The organism is Priestia sp. YIM B13489, assembly GCF_042787645.1.
GTDB classification, from domain to species: domain Bacteria; phylum Bacillota; class Bacilli; order Bacillales; family Bacillaceae_H; genus Priestia; species Priestia megaterium.
In genome coordinates this window covers 2,288,874-2,306,976 of the sequence record NZ_JBHZOQ010000053.1, presented here as the reverse complement: position 1 = coordinate 2,306,976, position 18,103 = coordinate 2,288,874, and the positions used below count along the sequence as shown (strand labels likewise).

Sequence of the window (18,103 nt, the reverse complement as noted above, 5' to 3'; positions counted from 1 at the left end):
AGGTAAACCTCTCGTTACATGCATTTTAATCCTAAATGTTGTAGAATAGAGTGAAATTATTTTATATAACAAAGGATGGATCCCTATCTTATGAAAACAGCAATTATTACAGATAGTACCGCCTATATATCAGAGGAAATTCGATCAAACTATCATATACATATGGTGCCGCTAAGCGTTATTTTCGGTGAAGAAACATATCGTGAAGAAGTAGATATGACTGCAGATCAATATTTTGAAAAAATTAAAGAAGCAAAAAATCTTCCAACCACTTCTCAGCCTGCTATCGGAGAATTTGTAGAGTTGTTTGAACAGTTAAAACGAGATCAATTCGATGCTGCTATCGTTATTACGTTATCTAGTGGAATTAGCGGAACGTATCAGGGTGCTTTGACGGCAGGTAGCATGGTAGAAGACTTTGACGTGCACGTATTTGATTCAGAAATCAGCTGTATGGTTCAAGGCTTTTATGCGATTGAAGGAGCCGAGATGGTTCAATTAAATAAACATCCTGACGAAATCATTGCGCGTTTTGAAGAGATGAAACTATCAATGCGTGCGTATTTTATGGTAGATGATTTATCTCACTTGCAGCGTGGAGGTCGCCTAAATGCTGCTCAGGCTATTATCGGCAGTCTGCTTCAAGTAAAGCCAGTGCTACATTTTGAATCTAAAAAAATTGTTCCGTTTGAAAAAATTCGTACGCGTAAGCGAGCGTTAAAACGAATCACGGAGCTTCTTGATGAGGATGCAAAAGAAAATGTACCTATGAAAGCTGTAGTTATTCATTCTAATCGTGAAAGTGAAGCAAAAGAAATTCAACGAGACTTAGAACAAGAATATCCTCATATTGAATGGAGTCTTTCTTATTTTGGCGCTGTGATTGGCACGCATTTAGGTGAAGGTGCCATCGGTATAGGGTGGTATAAAAAGTAATCGAAAACCAAATCATTTGATTTGGTTTTTTTGCAGGAAAAAGCACCTTTTTTTGCGTATATAGATGTGTACGATAAACATCGAAAGGAATGAAGATATGCTTTTTACTGTTAAACAAGAATTGCTAAATCCCGTTCAAGTACCTAGCCCAGCTGCTTTTCCTCTCTCAAAAATCGATACGTGGAGAACTCCGCCTTTAAATCCTTCATACCCCTACTCTTTAGATCTTCAGCGCTCTCTAAGCGGAAAGCAGCTTCTACTAACTCAGAATCCCTATCCTTTATCTCTCATTCATGAACATTATCTAAACGGATATATTTCCTATCAAAAAGCACTTACCCAGAAAGAAAATGGATATAAATGCAACCGGTGTGGAAGTGATAGCCCCTTTTATTTTGCTTCATTTCCATGCAGTAGATGTCACCAGGAGTGCTACTATTGCCGAGCATGTATTGTGATGGGGAAAGTAAGTGAGTGCACACCTTTTATAAACTGGGAAGGACCAACAAGTAATGTTCTGCCAAAAAGCAGCGTGATGAATTGGAAAGGGATGCTGTCTAAAGCTCAAGAACTTGCTTCAAATGAACTCATTCAAGCTATAAAAAAAGATGAAGAGCTGTTAATTTGGGCTGTTTGCGGAGCAGGAAAAACGGAAATTTTATTTAAAGGTATTGAAGCAGCGTTGAACAGCGGAAAGAAAGTCTGTATTGCTACTCCAAGAACAGATGTAGTTATTGAGTTAAAGCCAAGAATTCAATCGGCATTCCCGGATATGTCTGTGCTGGCTATGTATGGAGGCAGCGAAGACCGTTTTCATGAATCCTCTCTTATTATTTCCACCACTCATCAACTTCTGCATTATTATCAAGCATTCGATGTGTTGATTATTGACGAAGTAGATGCATTTCCGTATTCGACGGAGCCTATGCTGCACTATGCTGTTGCAAAAGCAGCTAAACACGCTGCATCAAAGATTTATTTAACAGCGACTCCAAATGAATCATTAAAAAAAGACGTTGAGCAAGGGAAAAAACAAGTAGTCAAAATTCCAGCCCGCTATCATCGAATGCTTATTCCTGTTCCTCGGTTTGAATGGTGTGGCAATTGGAAGAAAAAAATGAAAACAGATACTTTGCCTGCTAATGTTGAGAAATGGCTGAAAAAAAGAATAAATGAAGGAAAACAATGCTTTATTTTCGTCCCGCAAATTAAGTGGATTGCTCCGATCACAGACATGATTAGGAAGCTGACGGAAAAGGTAGACGGTGTCCATGCTGAAGATTCTCAGCGAAAAGAAAAAGTAATGAAATTTAGAGAAGGGCAGCTCGTTATTTTAGTAACGACAACAATATTAGAGCGAGGCATAACGGTTCCCAATATAGATGTTGCAGTATTGGGAGCAGAAGAAACGATTTTTACTGAAAGTGCTCTTGTTCAGATTTCAGGAAGAGTGGGGAGGAGTGCTCAATTTCCAACGGGAGACGTGGTCTTTTTTCATTATGGGCAGTCTCTGTCTATGCGAAAAGCAAAAGAGCATATTGAATATATGAATGCTCTAGCTTATAAGGAAGGGCTGGTTGATCGATGACAATATGTCTGATTTGTTTTGAACCTCTTGTCTCTTCTTTCGATTGGAGGTCATTGTTAAAACCTTCTTCAACGGACAGAATTTGCACTGTTTGCTTGCAAAAATGTCCCATCATCACCAGTAGCATTTGCAGGGGATGCGGCCGTTCTCTTGCAGACCTCGCTTCTTCTCATTATGAGCTAGACACATGTATGGACTGTCAGAAATGGAATGATGCTTCTTTTTTCAACCGTTCTCTTTATACGTACAATGATTTTATGCAAAGCATAATAGAACGTTTTAAATTTCAAGGAGATTATAAAATTATCCAAGCATTCAAGGAGCAGTGGTATAAGTTCTATAAAAAAGAATGTAATCCAAAAGCTATACTAGTTCCTATACCTTTAACGGACGAGAGATTATATGAGAGAGGGTTTAACCAATCTTTAGCGCTAGCTGAACTGATCAGTGACAACATAGAAGTGCCTCTTGTTCGCTGTTCAGGAACAAAGCAATCAAAGAAAAATAGGCGAAGTCGGCTGGCAGAAAGACTGGAATTTAAAGTAGTCAATTCCTCAATGGTTACGAATCAAGAATTTCTCTTGATTGATGATATTTATACAACAGGAGCAACCGTGCGCCAAGCGGCAAATTGTTTGCAGGAAGCTGGGGCACGTTCAGTTCGTTCGCTCACTTTAATTCGTGCATGAAGATGTATAATTTAAAACTTTGACCGATAGTAAAATAAAAAACAAATGAGGAGTTTCGAATATGGGAACGTTAGATAATTGCAGGGAATGCGGTCATTTATTTGTAAAAAGTGGATCAATAAACATATGTAAATCATGTTTTGACAAAGAAGAAGCTCTGTTTCAACGTGTTTCTTCATTCTTGAAGAAGAGAGCAAATCGTACAGCAACGACTTACGAAGTAATGAAAGAAACGGGCGTTTCAGATTCGTTAATTCATCAATTTATTCGACAAGGTCGATTAGTGCTAATGAACTTTCCAAACATAAGCTATCCATGCATGCAATGCAACGCTCAGATTCGAGAAGGTAAACTCTGTCATTCATGCTCTCAAGAAATTAAACATGGGTTAGAAAAGCATAATCGTGAGATAATTCGTTCAAATGAAGAGCCGACGCGTCCCACCTATCGTTCTAACGAAAGGAAAAAAGAGTAAAAGTGTGCGGAGTGTTTGCAGATTCTCTATCTATAGACCTATGTTTAAGGTGGACTGTGAAAATGGTCTCAACTTCCTTGCCGATGCTAAAGGTTTAGGCGGAAATTCCGATATAATGAATAGAGATAACGGATACAAATATAAAAAGAGGTGAGAGAGATGAAGATTAACCCGTCGAACTTATTTGGAATAAATCCGTACAAAAAACAATCAGAAAAAACAGAACAGGTCTCTAAAAAGAATCCACAAGATCAGATTCATATTTCATCTGAGGCGAAGAAACTTCAGGGAAATGAACCATCTCCAGAAAGACTTGAAAAATTGGAGAAACTAAAACAGCAAATTAACAGCGGAACATACGAAATTAACGGAAAAGAAATTGCTAAAAGTATTGTAGATTTCTATAAAAAATAAAAGGACTGACATTGATTGAACGTGCAAGAAATTCAAACGATACTAGAAAAACAAGTAACGCTTCACAAAAGTTTGTCTGTTATTGTTAAAGAGAAAACGAACTTTATTATTAAACAAGATGTAAAGGCATTGACGGCTTCTTTGCAAAAAGAGCAATCTCATATAGCTGCTATTTCTGCACTGGAAACAAAACGTATAGAGGCGATGGAAAAAAGCGGACATGCTGCTCACTCCATTGAAGAAATGGCAGCCTCATTCTCTGAGTACTCCATCTTGATACCCTTTCAAAAACAGCTAATAGATATAATTCAAGATATAAAGTATGCAAATGACTTAAACAATCAGCTGCTCACACAGTCTTTGCAGCTGATTCATACCGAACTAGACCTTCTTGTTCCATCGAAACGAGAGGATTCGTTCAATTACACAAAAACAAATAATAGATCGTTTCAGTCCAACTCTATTTTTAATTCGAAGGCATAAAGAACGGAGGAAAGCAGAATGAGTTCAACATTTCATGGTTTGCAGGTGGCTAAACGAGGAATGGATGCCCAACAAGCAGCTCTTTACACAATTGGCCATAATGTATCTAATGCAAATACGCCGGGCTATACGCGTCAGCGAGTAAGTTTAGAAACGTTCCCAGCTTATCCAGCCCCAGGGATGAATCAGACTGGAACTGCGGGCCAAATAGGAATGGGAGTAGAAGCCAGCACGGTAGAGCGAATACGTGATACATTTTTAGATACCCAGTATCGAGATGAAACCATTAAAGTGGGGTATTGGGATGCGCGCGCTGGCGCTCTTGAAAAAATGGAGGAAATTATGAATGAACCTACTGAAGATGGACTTTCAGCTGTTTTTAATCAATTCTTTGAGTCCATTCAAGATGTAGCTTCACACCCTTCAGAAGCAGGAGCCAGGTCTGTTATGATTGAACGAGCTGAAGCAGTAGGCGATACTTTCTCTTATTTATCTACTTCTTTAAAAACGGTTCAAGGTGATTTACAAAACGAGCGTGACGTAGCGGTAACACAAGTGAATTCTTTGTTAGAGCAAATAAGTAATGTGAACCAACAAATACAAAGCGTAGAACCGAATGGCTATTTGCCTAATGATTTGTATGATGAAAGAGATCGGCTGCTAGATGAGATTTCTAAATTTATGCCGGTTTCTTTAGAGTATACAAAAAGCAGCGGGAACGCTTCTGCAACGTCAGAAGGAGTGGTAACGGTTCAGCTTCAAACGTCTCAGGGGGCTATTACTCTTTTAGATGGGAAAACTCATCAAGTAAATGCCATCAGTTTGAAAACAAATCAAGATTCCTATGTGACGGAAATTCATATAGGGGATGAGATACGGAACCCTGAGTCATTTCCTCAAGGAAAACTTAAAGGGTTAATTGAGGCTTCTGGATATATAGATAATAGTGGTAATAAAACAGGTGTTTACGCTTCAATGATTGATGATTTAGATGAAATGGCATATGAATTTGTAAATTGGTTTAATGATAAGCACCAACAAGGTGTCACGCTAGATGGTGATCCTGGTATGTCCTTTTTTAATGAGATTTCTCAGAAAGAAGGGGCTGCAACTGGAATTGTTATTGCTGATAAAATTAAACAAAACACAAACAATATTGCTGCTGCTTCTTCGGCCTCCTCTGGGGATGATGGAACTGGCCGCAAAGGAGATGGAAAAAATGCTCAGCTATTGTCTCAATTTCGTCAAAAGGTGCTTATTAATTCCGGGAATCAAGCTGTTTCCCTAGATGGCTTTTATCAATCTGTTATTGGCCAAATGTCAGTAGATGCCCAACAAGCCAACCGCTTAAAAAGTAATTCAGAAACCCTTCAGGGAGCTGTAGAGCAAAGGCGCCAGTCTACCAGTGCAGTTTCATTAGATGAAGAGATGACCAATATGATTCAGTTTCAGCATGCATATAACGCTAGTGCCCGTATGGTGACTATGATTGATGAAATGCTTGATAAAATTGTAAACGGTCTTGGAACTGGAGGAAGGTAAAGATGCGCGTCACACAAGGAATGTTAGCGGCTAATTCGTTAAAACAGATTAGCAATAGCTATAATAAGCTGGAAACACTTCAAAACCAATTATCGACTGGAAAGAAAATTACTCGTCCTTCTGATGACCCGGTAGTGGCTACTAAAGGAATGGCTTATCGTTCGAATCTTTCTGAAGTAAATCAATATAAACGTAATTTAACAGAAGCACAGTCTTGGTTTGATAGTTCAGAATCAGGACTTGAACAAGTCAATTCCATTCTTCAGCGCACTAAGGAGCTGGTCGTGCAAGGGTTAAACGGTACGAATGAAAGTGATGACCGCCAAGCGATTGCACGTGAAATCGAACAGTTAAAGCTGGATTATATGCAAGTGGGCAATACGCAGGTGGCAGGAAACTATATCTTTAACGGTGTAAATGTAGGAGCACCGCCTATAAGTGAGAATGAAAGCGGTATGATAGAATCGAAAATTAACCTGGATCCTTTTTCAGTTGAAGTATCAAAAGGTATCCAGCTGAGAGTCAATATTCATCCTGAAAACATTTTTGGACAAGGAGCATTCGACTTAATGAAGAATGTTCAAACAGCTTTTGAACAAAACGATGTAAACTCACTAAAAGATCTCTCTACACAGGTAGACACGCAGCTGTCTACGCTATTAGCGGAGCGATCTGAATTGGGAGCAAGGAGCAATCGGCTTGAGCTGATCGAAAACCGCCTTGATTCACAGGAAATTACGGCTACTAAGATGCTTTCAAATAATGAAGATGCAGATATTGAAAAAGTCATTACGGATTTAACCGTACAAGAAAGCGTGCATCGTGCTGCTTTGGGAGTAGGAGCTCAAATTATTCAGCCTACGCTGCTAGATTTCTTGCGTTAAAAAGTTCCTTCTAAACAGAAGGAGCTTTTTTATAATGAAAAAAGATAACAAGAAAAAATCAATTAGCAAAGGTGTGATGAGATGAAAATTTCAACAAGCTATCATGGAGATATAGAAATAGATAATCAGCAAACACTGACATTCAATCAAGGGATTCCAGGTTTTTTGGAAGAAACTGAGTTCGTTATTTTACCACTTCCAGAAGCCGAAGCTTTCCAAGTTCTGCAGTCTATTCAAACCAAAGAATTAGCTTTTATTATCACGGATCCATTTCAGTTTTTTTTAGATTATGATTTTCACCTAGAACCTCAGGAAATCGAAAAGCTTCAATTACAACAAGCGGAAGATGCAGCTGTTTACGTATTGCTTACGATGTCAGATTCTATGGAAAAGATAACGGCTAATTTGCAGGCTCCTGTTATTATTAATACAAAGCAACAGCTTGCTAAGCAAGTGATTTTAATGAATACAGCTTACGAAACGAAGCACAGGTTATTTGAGTAAGAGGAATAAGATAAGGAGTGAGTCCATGCTTGTTTTAACACGAAAGTTAAATGAAACAATCAAAATAGGTGATGAAATTGAAGTGACCGTCCTTGCAGTTAATGGTGATCAAGTAAAGTTAGGAATTCAAGCTCCAAAATCTGTAGATATTCATAGACAAGAGATTTATGAAGAAATACGTAACGAAAATAAAAGTGCTTCTCAAATTACATTACATGCTATTGATATGCTGAAACAATTACCGAAAAAGAAATAAAACGATCGGTTTGAAAATAATCAAAAATATACGGTATAAATAATATCTAAATCGGGAAAGATAAACATATAGTATTCCCCACTATGTCTTAAGCCTTTCTCTTTAAGAGAAAGGCTTCTTTTTTATCAAAAAAATTGAACTGAATTTCTGTTTTTTTCCTTTTTATCGTGTATCATTAAATTTATTAAGTATAATTCAAATGAATTTAACAAAAGAGGAGAAGAGTAAATGAGTGATGTTCAAGAGTATCATGATTTATTAAAAGAAGCAGAAGATGTAGTTGTCAGCGCTTTAGCTGATACGATGGATTTATATGGGGTCACACCTTCAGTAGGAAGGCTGTATGGTATGCTTTATTTTATGGATGAGCCTGTTACATTAGATCAAATGAGTGAAGAATTGGGTATGAGTAAACCAACGATGAGTACATCCATTCGTTCACTGCAAAATATTGATATGGTCCACAAAGTGTGGAAAAAAGGTGTTCGAAAAGACTTATATGAAGCAGAAAAAGATTTTTCTAAGTCCTTTTTTTCATTTTTCTGTAAGAAGTGGCAAAGAGAAATTTCAGTTAATTTAGAGGCAATCGAAGAAGCGGAAAACAAGCTGCAGATTCTCTTAAATGATGAAGATGTGCCTGAGGAGATCGCAGTAAAAGCAAAGCGTAATTTAGCGCAGATTATAGAGTCCAAACATTATTATCATTTCTTGAAAAAAGTAGTGAAAGTTTTTGACGACCGAAGAATCATCGATATTTTAAATGAAGAATTAGCGAAAGAGTAAATAAAAAAGGCTGTTGAAAAATCAACAGCCTTTTTATCATTTTTATACAGTTAATGGTGTAGCTTCGAAGCAGCGATTATAAATCCATTCGTAACTTTTTACAGTTAAATCACGAGGGTTACCAACTGTTTGTGGATCATTAAATGCTTCTTGAGCTAAGCGAGAAACCGCTTCTTTTGGAACACCTTGTTCTTCTAAAGAAGGGATTTGTACATCTTTAACTAGTTGATATACTTCACGAACAGCTGCTTGAGCTGCTTCTTCAAGCGTTAATTCGTGTGTATTAACTCCTAAAGCTTGAGCTATGCGCGCAAATTTTTCAGGCTCGCCCATCCAGTTATATTCCATTACAGGACCTAGCATTGCTGCTACGCAAGGGCCATGGGCAATTGGATAAATGCCTCCTAATGTTTGAGCCATCGCGTGAGCTGCTCCTGCAGATTCACTTCCATATGAAAGGCCAGCAAGCATAGCTGCATGCGCCATTCCATAGCGTGCTTCGATATCCTGTCCATTTGCAACTGCACGTCGTAAGTATTTTCCAACGTACTCAATAGCCAACAAAGCAACAGAGTCTGTCATTGGTTGTGCAAAATGACATGTATAACATTCAATTGCATGAGCTAATGCGTCAATTCCTGTACCGGCCGTAATATGTGAAGGCATAGATACGTGAAGTTCTGGATCAATAATTGTTAAGTGGGCAGCAATTAAAGGTCCACCTGTATTAAACTTAAACTCACGAACAGGATCCGTAATGACAGCCCATTGTGTGACTTCACTTCCTGTACCCGCAGTTGTAGGAATGGTTGTTAAAGGAGGGATACGTTTTGTTAAAGGTTTTTTTCCTTCAGCTGCTTCATAATCTAAGACGGGAGCATTATGAGCTACTTCTACACCAATAGCTTTTGCCGTATCCATTGAGCTTCCGCCTCCAACAGCTACTAGTCCGTTGCATCCATTTTCTTTGTACATTTTTGTGCCGTTTGCTACCACGTGAATAGAAGGGTTGGCTTCTACTTGATCAAATAGAATAACGTCTACGTCCGCTTCTTTTAAACTAGCGATTACAGGATCTGCTAAACCTACTTTTTTTACACCAGGATCTGTTACTAGTAAAACCTTAGATACACCTAGGTTTTTTACTTCTTCTCCAGTATGCTTAACAGCACCAATTCCATGTTTTACAACCGTTGGCATCTCAAAACTTTTTAAACGTTCCATTCTTTCAAATCGCATAAACATCTTTACATTCCCCCTTGAATTTTATTGAAACCAGCGCATTGGCTGTGGATTTGTATTCGTATAAATATGTTTAATTTCCGTATATTCTTCTAGCCCAATGTGGCTAAGCTCTCTTCCAATCCCAGATTGCTTATAACCTCCCCAAGGAGCCTGCGGGAAGTAGGGATGATAATCGTTAATCCAAGTTGTTCCCATACGGAGTGCTTTCACTACACGTTCAGCTCGATTCATATCACTTGTCCAAACGGCTCCAGCTAATCCATAGATTGTATCGTTAGCAAGTGCCACCGCTTCTTCTTCAGTACTGAAGCGCTCAATGGTCATAATTGGACCAAATGACTCTTCTTGGACAACTTTCATATCTCCATGACAGTCTGTAAAAATAGTTGGTTCAATGAATAAACCTTTTTGTAAAGACTCTTGAGTTGGACGTTTGCCTCCTAAAATAAGGGAAGCACCTTCTTGTTTCCCAAGTTCAATGTAATGTTCCACTTTAGCTAGGTGTTCTTTTGAGATGACGGGTCCCATTTGAGTGGCCTCATCCATGCCGTCTCCTAGCTTAATTTTTTTGGCTTGTTCAATAACTGCTGAAACAAATTTATCGTGAATATCATCTTGAACGAGTAATCTCGCACCAGCTGAACAAACTTGACCGGCATGAAAGAAGACCGCATTTAATGCATAGTCAACCGCAGTGTCAAAGTCAGCGTCAGCAAAGACGATATTCGGATTTTTCCCACCGAGTTCAAGAGCGATTTTTTTAAAGTTGCCTGCGGCAGCCTGCATGACTTTACGTCCAGATACACCGCCGCCTGTAAAGGAAACTAAATCTACTAAGTGACTTTCTGCCATTTCTTGTCCAACGGTCGCACCCGGGCCGAGTACAATGTTAATGACGCCTGATGGAAAGCCAACTCTTTCAAAAATTTTCATCATATGAATAGTTGTTAAAGGGGTGATTTCGCTTGGTTTAATAACAATTGTATTCCCAGCAGCAAGTGCCGGAGCCAATTTCCAAGAGGCTTGCAATAAAGGGTAATTCCAAGGAGTAATTTGGCTGCATACACCTACAGGTTCGCGGACAACGCGGCTAACAGAATCGGGATTAGGTGACTCAATCATCTGTCCACCATCTTTATCTGCTAATCCAGCATAGTATTGAAAGACATCAGCAATTCCATCCATGTCTGCCAGGCTTTCAACGAGGGTTTTTCCAGTATTCAAGGTTTCAAGTTTAGCGAGTTCTTCACGATCATTACGAATTTCTTCCGCTACTTTAAATAGTAAAGAACCTCTTTGGGCCGCTGTAAATTTAGACCATTCACCTGCATCAAAAGCTTTTCTAGCTGCTTCAATAGCTTCTACAGTATCAGCACGATTTCCTTCTGTAACGACAGCGATAACCTCTTGGTTAAAAGGATTTATAATCTCTCTTTTCTCGCCGCTGCGTGCTTCAACCCATTCGCCGTTTATGTGCATTTTTTCAAGCGTAAGTGTTTGTTCCAATAGCATCGACCTCCAAATAATAGAATTTGTTAAATTTATATTTAACGTTCTTAACAATTCGAATTATAGCATCGGTTATTTAATTTAGTCAAACCCAAAAACCCCAAATGTTCAGAATTTATTAGATTATCTTCTCTGGAAGAGACTAATCATTCGGATATTAAGAAAAAATTTAACAAAAAGTAATAAAAAATCACTGATTGCTATGTCCCTTGATACAAAAGGTTTTTTTATGTACGAGCTATGAGAATATTATTCTTTTTTTATATGAAAACACTCAAACTTTTTTGACAATATCCTAAACATTCAGATATATTAACCATAGTACTATATCTGCTTGCATACAAACCTCGAGAAACAAAGGATTTTGAATGTGGAAATTAAGAAAGGAGTTTAGATAGAAGATGAAAATAATTATGAGTTCTTAGCAAAATAATAAAAAAAATAAATTTAAATTATTTTAATATAATTATATAAACGTAATTTCTCCCCTTCGCATTGGTATTTATAATCCAACTATTTATATTTTATTCTGAAAAATCTATTTTTAGGTTTAATTGTATGCTGGTAGGAAAAAGGAATAGAGGACAATTATGTCTTTAGATTTCTTTATCAATTTAAAGGATGTGAGACGATGCAAAATGCTAAAAAGCCATTTCGTTCAGACACACAACAAGCCAGGCCTGAAAAGTCGAATGAGACTTCTGACTTTTCAGGGAAATCAAGCAGGAACAACCGTCTACTAACCCCCTTATGGACAACTATTATAGGATTTTCCATCTTTATGGTTGTCGCATTTATCTATTCTCTCTATAATCCAGATCTCTATTGGCCAGGCCTCATTTTAATGTTCATTATGTATGGTGTTATTTATTTTATTGGTGCTCGAGCCGCTGCAAGTAAAAAAGGAAAATCAGATGATATGCTTGTTGCAGGAAGATCTATGCCGCTATGGATTTCAATGTTCACAATGACCGCCACTTGGGTAGGTGGAGGGTATATTGCTGGAACGGCCGAAACCGTTTATTCCTCAGGGCTGACATGGACTCAAGCGCCATGGTGTTATTCAATCAGCTTGATTTTAGGCGGTATCTTTTTTGCTAGAAAGATGAGAAGGTTTGAGTTTATGACAATGCTCGATCCTCTAGAATCTCGTTTTGGTAAGAAAATGGCTACGGTTCTTTATTTTCCAGCTATACTGGGAGAACTGTTTTGGAGCGCAGCTATCTTAACTGCTTTAGGAACGACATTCGGTGTGATTTTAGGCCTCAGTTTTTCAATTTCCATCATTCTTTCCGCACTTATTGCCATTGCATACACCGTGATTGGCGGCTTGTGGGCAGTAGCACATACCGATATCTTACAGCTTTCTATTATGTTTTTAGGACTATTTCTGGTGCTTCCCTTTGCATTTTCGAATACGGGAGGGGTGGGAGCCGTTTTTTCTACTTATTCAGAAGGCATGACTGGTTCTCTTCATTTATTTCCTCCAATAAAAGGCTGGGAAGATCCGAAATGGGGAAATACATATTGGCAATGGTGGGATAGCACATTTTTACTTATTTTTGGTGGTATTCCATGGCAGATTTATTTTCAGCGCGTGTTATCTGCTAAAAACGAAAAAGCAGCAATGTGGCTATCTATTACAGCCGGCATCTTTTGCGCGTTAGCGGCCCTGCCTCCAACTTTAATAGGAATGATAGGTTATAGTGCAGACTGGTCTTCATTTGGAGCGTCAAGCCCTGAGAGCGCGTCCATGATTTTAACGTATGTATTTAAATACCTAACGCCCGATTTAGTAGGAGCGATTGCACTTGGAGGACTAGCTGCTGCCGTTATGGCTGCAGTAGCGGCTTCGTTGCTTTCAGCGTCGGGGATGGCAGCCTGGAACGTGTATCGTCCGATTGTAAAACCAAATGCGACACAGGCGCAGTTAGATAAAGTTATTAAACGTTCTATCATTATCATTGGAACGGGAGCAACTCTAATTGCTTTGAACTCTGAGAGTGTCTACTCTTTATGGTATTTATCAGGGGACCTCGTGTATTGTATACTTTTTCCGCAGTTGGTTTGTGCTTTATTCTTTAAAGGAGCTAACTGGTACGGATCTTTGGCTGGGTTTATTGTGTCTCTTGTTCTTCGAATAGGTGGAGGAGAACCGATGCTTCATTTAAAAGCGCTGCTTCCGTATCCGATGATTGAAGACGGAGTGGTCATGTTTCCGTTTCGCACATTTGCGATGATAGGCGGGTTGTTAACTATTTTTATCGTTTCCTACGCGACGCGACGTATTTGCCCTCCTCAGCCGCTTCGAAATCTTCATCGTGACATATCGGTTGAGAAATAATCAAAAGCAAAATAAAAAAGCCGCATCTGCGGCTTTTTTATTTTGCAATATTTTCTGACTCGGAAAATTGATCGTCAGGTCGCTTGTTGTTTGTTTTTTTGATGAACGAGTATGAAAGAAGAACCACAGCGGTTAATCCAAGAGTTAAGAAAAACTGTGAGCGCATCGAATCAATAAATGCCATTGATAAGAAGATCACTGTAATAATAGCAATTGTTACGTATGTTAAATACGGGAACAACCACATTTTCATCCCTTTAATTGGCTGGTTTGCTCGATTCATTTTCTTACGCAGGCGTAAATGAGAAATAGCGATAGCTAAGTACACAATAAGAGCAATGGCTCCTGATGCATTAACTAAGAATAAAAAGAGTTTATCCGGCGAAACGAAGCTAAAGATAGCACATACATATGCAGCAGCTGTGCTAATCCATACAGCTCTTGCCGGCACGCCTGATTTGCTTACTTTTGCTAAAGCGCGAGGAGCTTGTCCTTTTTGAGCTAATGACAAAATCATTCGTGAGTTCGTGTACAAAGCAGAGTTTAAGCAAGACAAAACGGATACTAATACGACTAAATTCATAATTTGTGCAGCTGCTGGAATATTGACCATTTCTAACATTGTTACATATGGACTTTTTAGTAAATCAGCTGAGTTCCAAGGTAAAAGAGTTACTAAAATAGCAACTGAACCAATATAGAAAATTAAAATTCGCCATACGACACTGCGAATAGCAGTTGTGATAGCTTTTGCTGGGTTTTCTGATTCACTAGCTGCAATAGCCGCAATTTCAGCCCCGAAATAAGAGAAAATAACGGTAATAACTCCCAAAAAGATAGAGTTCGTACCTTTTGGCATAAAGCCTCCGTGGCCCGTTAAATTAGCTAGACCAGGTGAAGATGTACCTGGGATTAATCCGAAAATAATAGCTAAACCGATTCCCATAAAAGCAACGATTGCCACAATTTTAATCATAGCAAACCAATATTCAAATTCTCCAAATGATTTGACAGAGAACAAGTTTGTTAAAGTTAATGCAAAGGTTAAGATTAAGCTCAAAAGCCAAATTGGTACGGAAGGGAGCCATTCATGAACAATTGCTCCTCCTGCAGTGGCTTCAATCGCAATTACAATTAGCCAGAAAAACCAGTAAAGCCATCCGACAGCATAACCTGCCCACGCGCCAATTCCTTGCTGAGCATATGTTGCGAATGAGCCTTTATCTGGGTTTACCATAGCCATTTCACCGAGCATACGCATCAATAGAACGACTAGCAGTCCGGCTGCTGCATATGAAACTACTGCTGCTGGGCCTGTTGCATTAATAACGGATCCGCTTCCTACAAATAAGCCGGCTCCGATAATACCTGCAATGGAAATCATGGAAACGTGACGTTGCTTTAACTTTCCGTGTGATTCTGTTTTGTTTCCCATCGTATTCACTCCTTTAAAATTATCGAAAGACTATTAGAAAATAAAGTAAATTCTGAAAATATAAATAGAAATTCCTCCCCTTACCTTTATAATAAGCAAGAAGTGTGCCAATTATCAAATTCCTATAAAAATCGACTTTAAGTTACTAAAATTGTCGATTTTTAAGTCGGAATAGACTCGATTTATTCACTGTAGACTTATTCGCCGTTTGGGATGTCTGGTATATACGTACATTTTATACAAATTTTCGACATACATCTTATTTATCTTGTATGATAAAAGAGAAATCGGTATTATATTCCAAGAAGAATGTTTGAGAGGGTGCGTGTGTTTGAGAAAATTTATAGCTGTTATTTTTCTATTTATTATCCTTTTAGTTGGGTTGTACTTTTTCGTTAGTCCAGTCAGAAATATTGAAAAACTTGATCAGACTGCTTCATTATCTTCACTGGCACAAGAAAAGTCCGCTCATGCGACGTCGCTAGAACTGAACGGAGGCGCTCCTATTTTAGGATACCGATTAAGCGAGAGCGATGTTAATGATTATTTGCGCAGCTACCTTTACGAAAATGATGAAACGGTTGACGGAGCAGAAGCCGAGTTGCTTCCAAAACATATAAAATTGTATATTAATAAACATGTAGTATCTTTTATGGAATCACAGTTTGTAGTTGACGTAACACCAAATGCCGAAAATGGAAAGCTTGTTTTAAAGGTGAATAGCGTACATTTAGGAAGAATGCCGATTCCGATGTCTCTTGTATGGGATCGCTTAAATATTGATAAGGATTCTGATGTCACGGTCGATAAAGAAATGAATGAAATTACTCTGCTCAATAATTTGCCAGACTCCATTTCGTTTGAGCAAGCAGATACAACGGATGAATATATAAATTTATCTGCCTCTGTAACCATTGATTCGTTACGAGATATTATAAATCTAGCACCATACCTTATTCCTAAGGATATTCAAAGAAATTTATCCCAGAAACTGAACTTGCTTGGCCAATAATAAAAAGCTCACTTATTGTAGAAAAATAAGTGAGCTTTTTCTATCTTGCATCATTTGACCTATGAAAAAAATGTTTGTTTTACCGATACAAAATAGAGAAGTGTTGAACCTATGAACGAATAAGAAGATTCGAAAAAATACACTCATATTTCATGGCTAACAGTTGATGAATAGATGAATAAAAAAACGGTGGTGATGGTAAGTGGTAAGAGTAAGTGGGTTAGCAAGCGGAATGGATATTGATCAAATCGTCAGTGATTTAATGAAGGCTGAACGTATGCCTATTGATAAAATGAAAAAACAAAAGCAAACGTTAGAGTGGCAGCGAGATGATTATCGCTCTATGAACTTGCTGTTATCAGAATTTAATAATCTCGCTTTTAATATGACCTTGCAGTCTTCTTATTCATCCAAAACGGTATCTTCATCGGATGAGACGAAAGTAAAAGCAGCAGCTACTTCCTCAGCAGCAAATGCCTCTTATACTCTTTCAAACGTGACGATGGCGACTGCTGCGCAGAGTATTAGCACTAGTATTGATTCTAGTATGGATCCGACGAAAAGCTTGTGGTCTCAACGCGGGTCGATGGATTCAAGTGTGTGGACTGAGAAAACAGTGGAACAAGCTGCCATAACATTAAGTGCGGATACTAGTACAGTGAAATTAGCTAAAGGTGCTATTTCTGCTGTAAATCAGAATACAGGCACTTTAAACTCTATATCTGTTACCACGGATGGTACAAGTAAAGAGTATAAAGTGACAATAGGAACAAAGGCGGAAACATTAAGTTCTGATGAAGTTTTCATTAACGAAGACACAGGTGAAATGACATTTGGTACCACACTAACAAGCGGCAGTACAATTGAAGCATTTTCGTATCAGCAAAATGTATTGAAGTTTTCTATTACAACTTATGACAGCAACGGTAAAGCAACGGGTGATAATACAGATGGAAGTACGCCATTTGAATTTGACGGTTCTACCTCATTAAACACCCTTCTCACACAAATCAGCAATTCAAAAGTAGGCATTTCAGCCTTTTTCGATGAAGGAACAAATAAAGTTGTCATGACTCGTAAAGATACAGGAAATTTATCTTCTGCTGATAGTGCGGATGGTTCAAACATGGTTTTTTCAGGAGGATTTTTGACGGGCTTTTTACAGCTCGCCGGTGATGCCAAAGGAACAGACGCAAAATTTACGCTAAACGGTCTAGAAACAACTCGTAAGTCCAATACATTTACAACGGGAGGCGTTACCTATACCCTTCAAAACAATTTCACAGGAGATGTACGCGTTAACGTAAGCAATGATACGCAAAAAGTATTTGATACAATTAAAGATTTCGTGACCAAATACAATGAACTGATTGAAAAGATTAACGGAAAGATTACGGAAGAAAGAGACCGGAACTATCAGCCTTTGACTGATGAAGAAAGAGAAAAACTAACGGACAAACAAGCTGAGCAGTGGGATGATAAGGCGAAAAGCGGTTTGTTAAAAGGAGACTCAATTTTATCAAGCGGTCTAAACCAAATGCGTTCTAACTGGTATGCCTCTGTATCAGGAGTGAGCGGAGGATTTTCGCAGCTAACCGACATTGGCATTTCAACTAGCGCAAACTATAGCGATCGAGGCAAGCTAGTCATAGAAGGGGACGGAACTAAATTAAAAGAAGCAATTGAAAAAGATCCGCAGTCTGTGATGGATTTATTTATGAAAAGTGGAAGTACAACAAGTGAAAAAGGGATTGTACGACGTTTACGAGATACGATTACTCAAACCGTATCCAAAGTTGAGCAGCGCGCTGGCCGTTCAACATGGACAAGTGAACAATTTTTGCTTGGGCGGAATTTAAAAAGCGTAAATAGCCAAATCACTAGTTTTGAAAGCAGGCTCACACAAGTAGAGGACCGGTATTATCGTCAGTTTACAGCAATGGAAAAAGCCATTCAAAATGCAAATGCTCAAAGCGCGCAGTTATCGCAATATTTTAGTTAAAA

The 18,103-nt window shown here is 38.5% G+C and carries 17 protein-coding genes; 14 read left to right on the top strand and 3 right to left on the bottom strand.

Annotated elements, in window-relative coordinates; translation table 11 throughout:
- The first annotated feature begins 90 nt into the window (after positions 1 to 90).
- The 11 genes from ACFX4W_RS17590 (at position 91) to cudC (ending at position 8,554) form a co-directional block, all read left to right on the top strand.
- Positions 91 to 936, top strand: a complete 846-nt coding sequence (locus tag ACFX4W_RS17590; RefSeq protein ID WP_043977440.1) for a DegV family protein — start codon at positions 91 to 93, stop codon at positions 934 to 936.
- A 97-nt stretch (positions 937 to 1,033) separates the two neighbouring features.
- Complete coding sequence (locus tag ACFX4W_RS17585; protein ID WP_280560581.1) at positions 1,034 to 2,524, top strand: ATP-dependent helicase ComFA; 1,491 nt, start codon at positions 1,034 to 1,036, stop codon at positions 2,522 to 2,524.
- 191 nt (positions 2,525 to 2,715) lie between these two features.
- On the top strand, positions 2,716 to 3,213 hold the full coding sequence (locus ACFX4W_RS17580) for a ComF family protein (RefSeq protein WP_280560580.1): 498 nt from the start codon (positions 2,716 to 2,718) through the stop codon (positions 3,211 to 3,213).
- A 61-nt stretch (positions 3,214 to 3,274) separates the two neighbouring features.
- Complete coding sequence (locus tag ACFX4W_RS17575) at positions 3,275 to 3,688, top strand: TIGR03826 family flagellar region protein (RefSeq protein WP_162215092.1); 414 nt, start codon at positions 3,275 to 3,277, stop codon at positions 3,686 to 3,688.
- Positions 3,689 to 3,847: 159 nt separating this feature from the next.
- Positions 3,848 to 4,102, top strand: coding sequence for a flagellar biosynthesis anti-sigma factor FlgM (gene flgM / locus ACFX4W_RS17570; protein ID WP_014457790.1), 255 nt, complete (start codon positions 3,848 to 3,850; stop codon positions 4,100 to 4,102).
- Between the two features lie 21 nt (positions 4,103 to 4,123).
- On the top strand, positions 4,124 to 4,585 hold the full coding sequence (locus tag ACFX4W_RS17565) for a flagellar protein FlgN (protein WP_241771338.1): 462 nt from the start codon (positions 4,124 to 4,126) through the stop codon (positions 4,583 to 4,585).
- Between the two features lie 18 nt (positions 4,586 to 4,603).
- Positions 4,604 to 6,127, top strand: a complete 1,524-nt coding sequence (flgK, locus tag ACFX4W_RS17560) for a flagellar hook-associated protein FlgK (RefSeq protein ID WP_230184022.1) — start codon at positions 4,604 to 4,606, stop codon at positions 6,125 to 6,127.
- A gap of 2 nt (positions 6,128 to 6,129) precedes the next feature.
- Positions 6,130 to 7,011 carry a flagellar hook-associated protein FlgL gene (gene flgL / locus ACFX4W_RS17555; protein WP_043977427.1) on the top strand — a complete coding sequence of 294 codons (882 nt, stop codon included), beginning with the start codon at positions 6,130 to 6,132 and terminating at the stop codon, positions 7,009 to 7,011.
- Positions 7,012 to 7,092: 81 nt separating this feature from the next.
- A complete protein-coding gene (gene fliW, locus ACFX4W_RS17550) occupies positions 7,093 to 7,515 on the top strand; it encodes a flagellar assembly protein FliW (RefSeq protein WP_043977425.1) in 423 nt (140 codons plus the stop codon).
- Positions 7,516 to 7,540: 25 nt separating this feature from the next.
- Positions 7,541 to 7,771: a carbon storage regulator CsrA gene (csrA, locus tag ACFX4W_RS17545; RefSeq protein ID WP_013085431.1), complete on the top strand. Its 231-nt coding sequence runs from the start codon at positions 7,541 to 7,543 to the stop codon at positions 7,769 to 7,771.
- Positions 7,772 to 7,999: 228 nt separating this feature from the next.
- Positions 8,000 to 8,554: a choline uptake/conversion transcriptional regulator CudC gene (cudC, locus tag ACFX4W_RS17540; RefSeq protein ID WP_028409671.1), complete on the top strand. Its 555-nt coding sequence runs from the start codon at positions 8,000 to 8,002 to the stop codon at positions 8,552 to 8,554.
- A gap of 42 nt (positions 8,555 to 8,596) precedes the next feature.
- Here cudC and gbsB read toward each other — a convergent pair whose 3' ends face one another.
- Positions 8,597 to 9,799, bottom strand: a complete 1,203-nt coding sequence (gbsB, locus tag ACFX4W_RS17535) for a choline dehydrogenase (RefSeq protein WP_043977419.1) — start codon at positions 9,797 to 9,799, stop codon at positions 8,597 to 8,599.
- A gap of 21 nt (positions 9,800 to 9,820) precedes the next feature.
- Positions 9,821 to 11,311: a betaine-aldehyde dehydrogenase gene (betB, locus tag ACFX4W_RS17530; protein ID WP_176521338.1), complete on the bottom strand. Its 1,491-nt coding sequence runs from the start codon at positions 11,309 to 11,311 to the stop codon at positions 9,821 to 9,823.
- Positions 11,312 to 11,939: 628 nt separating this feature from the next.
- On the opposite strand from betB, the gene ACFX4W_RS17525 reads away from it, so the two are divergent.
- Positions 11,940 to 13,652 carry a high affinity choline transporter 1 gene (locus ACFX4W_RS17525; protein ID WP_043977414.1) on the top strand — a complete coding sequence of 571 codons (1,713 nt, stop codon included), beginning with the start codon at positions 11,940 to 11,942 and terminating at the stop codon, positions 13,650 to 13,652.
- Between the two features lie 37 nt (positions 13,653 to 13,689).
- On the opposite strand, the gene ACFX4W_RS17520 is transcribed toward ACFX4W_RS17525, so the two are convergent.
- Positions 13,690 to 15,087 carry an amino acid permease gene (locus tag ACFX4W_RS17520; protein WP_043977411.1) on the bottom strand — a complete coding sequence of 466 codons (1,398 nt, stop codon included), beginning with the start codon at positions 15,085 to 15,087 and terminating at the stop codon, positions 13,690 to 13,692.
- A 331-nt stretch (positions 15,088 to 15,418) separates the two neighbouring features.
- Between ACFX4W_RS17520 and ACFX4W_RS17515 the strand changes: the two genes are divergently transcribed.
- Both ACFX4W_RS17515 and fliD read left to right on the top strand, forming a co-directional pair.
- The gene (locus tag ACFX4W_RS17515; RefSeq protein WP_043977408.1) at positions 15,419 to 16,099 is read left to right on the top strand and encodes a hypothetical protein; all 681 of its coding nucleotides are present in this window, start codon (positions 15,419 to 15,421) and stop codon (positions 16,097 to 16,099) included.
- A gap of 202 nt (positions 16,100 to 16,301) precedes the next feature.
- Positions 16,302 to 18,101, top strand: a complete 1,800-nt coding sequence (gene fliD, locus ACFX4W_RS17510; RefSeq protein WP_280560575.1) for a flagellar filament capping protein FliD — start codon at positions 16,302 to 16,304, stop codon at positions 18,099 to 18,101.
- Positions 18,102 to 18,103: the final 2 nt, after the last annotated feature.

What these genes read in the sequence shown, in the direction of transcription:
- ACFX4W_RS17590 (WP_043977440.1), top strand. Translation starts at nt 91, where the DNA reads ATGAAAACAGCAATTATTACAGATAGTACCGCCTATATATCAGAGGAA.
- ACFX4W_RS17585 (WP_280560581.1), top strand. Translation starts at nt 1,034, where the DNA reads ATGCTTTTTACTGTTAAACAAGAATTGCTAAATCCCGTTCAAGTACCT.
- ACFX4W_RS17580 (WP_280560580.1), top strand. Translation starts at nt 2,716, where the DNA reads ATGGACTGTCAGAAATGGAATGATGCTTCTTTTTTCAACCGTTCTCTT.
- ACFX4W_RS17575 (WP_162215092.1), top strand. Translation starts at nt 3,275, where the DNA reads ATGGGAACGTTAGATAATTGCAGGGAATGCGGTCATTTATTTGTAAAA.
- flgM (WP_014457790.1), top strand. Translation starts at nt 3,848, where the DNA reads ATGAAGATTAACCCGTCGAACTTATTTGGAATAAATCCGTACAAAAAA.
- flgK (WP_230184022.1), top strand. Translation starts at nt 4,604, where the DNA reads ATGAGTTCAACATTTCATGGTTTGCAGGTGGCTAAACGAGGAATGGAT.
- flgL (WP_043977427.1), top strand. Translation starts at nt 6,130, where the DNA reads ATGCGCGTCACACAAGGAATGTTAGCGGCTAATTCGTTAAAACAGATT.
- fliW (WP_043977425.1), top strand. Translation starts at nt 7,093, where the DNA reads ATGAAAATTTCAACAAGCTATCATGGAGATATAGAAATAGATAATCAG.
- csrA (WP_013085431.1), top strand. Translation starts at nt 7,541, where the DNA reads ATGCTTGTTTTAACACGAAAGTTAAATGAAACAATCAAAATAGGTGAT.
- cudC (WP_028409671.1), top strand. Translation starts at nt 8,000, where the DNA reads ATGAGTGATGTTCAAGAGTATCATGATTTATTAAAAGAAGCAGAAGAT.
- gbsB (WP_043977419.1), bottom strand. Translation starts at nt 9,799, where the DNA reads ATGTTTATGCGATTTGAAAGAATGGAACGTTTAAAAAGTTTTGAGATG.
- betB (WP_176521338.1), bottom strand. Translation starts at nt 11,311, where the DNA reads ATGCTATTGGAACAAACACTTACGCTTGAAAAAATGCACATAAACGGC.
- ACFX4W_RS17525 (WP_043977414.1), top strand. Translation starts at nt 11,940, where the DNA reads ATGCAAAATGCTAAAAAGCCATTTCGTTCAGACACACAACAAGCCAGG.
- ACFX4W_RS17520 (WP_043977411.1), bottom strand. Translation starts at nt 15,087, where the DNA reads ATGGGAAACAAAACAGAATCACACGGAAAGTTAAAGCAACGTCACGTT.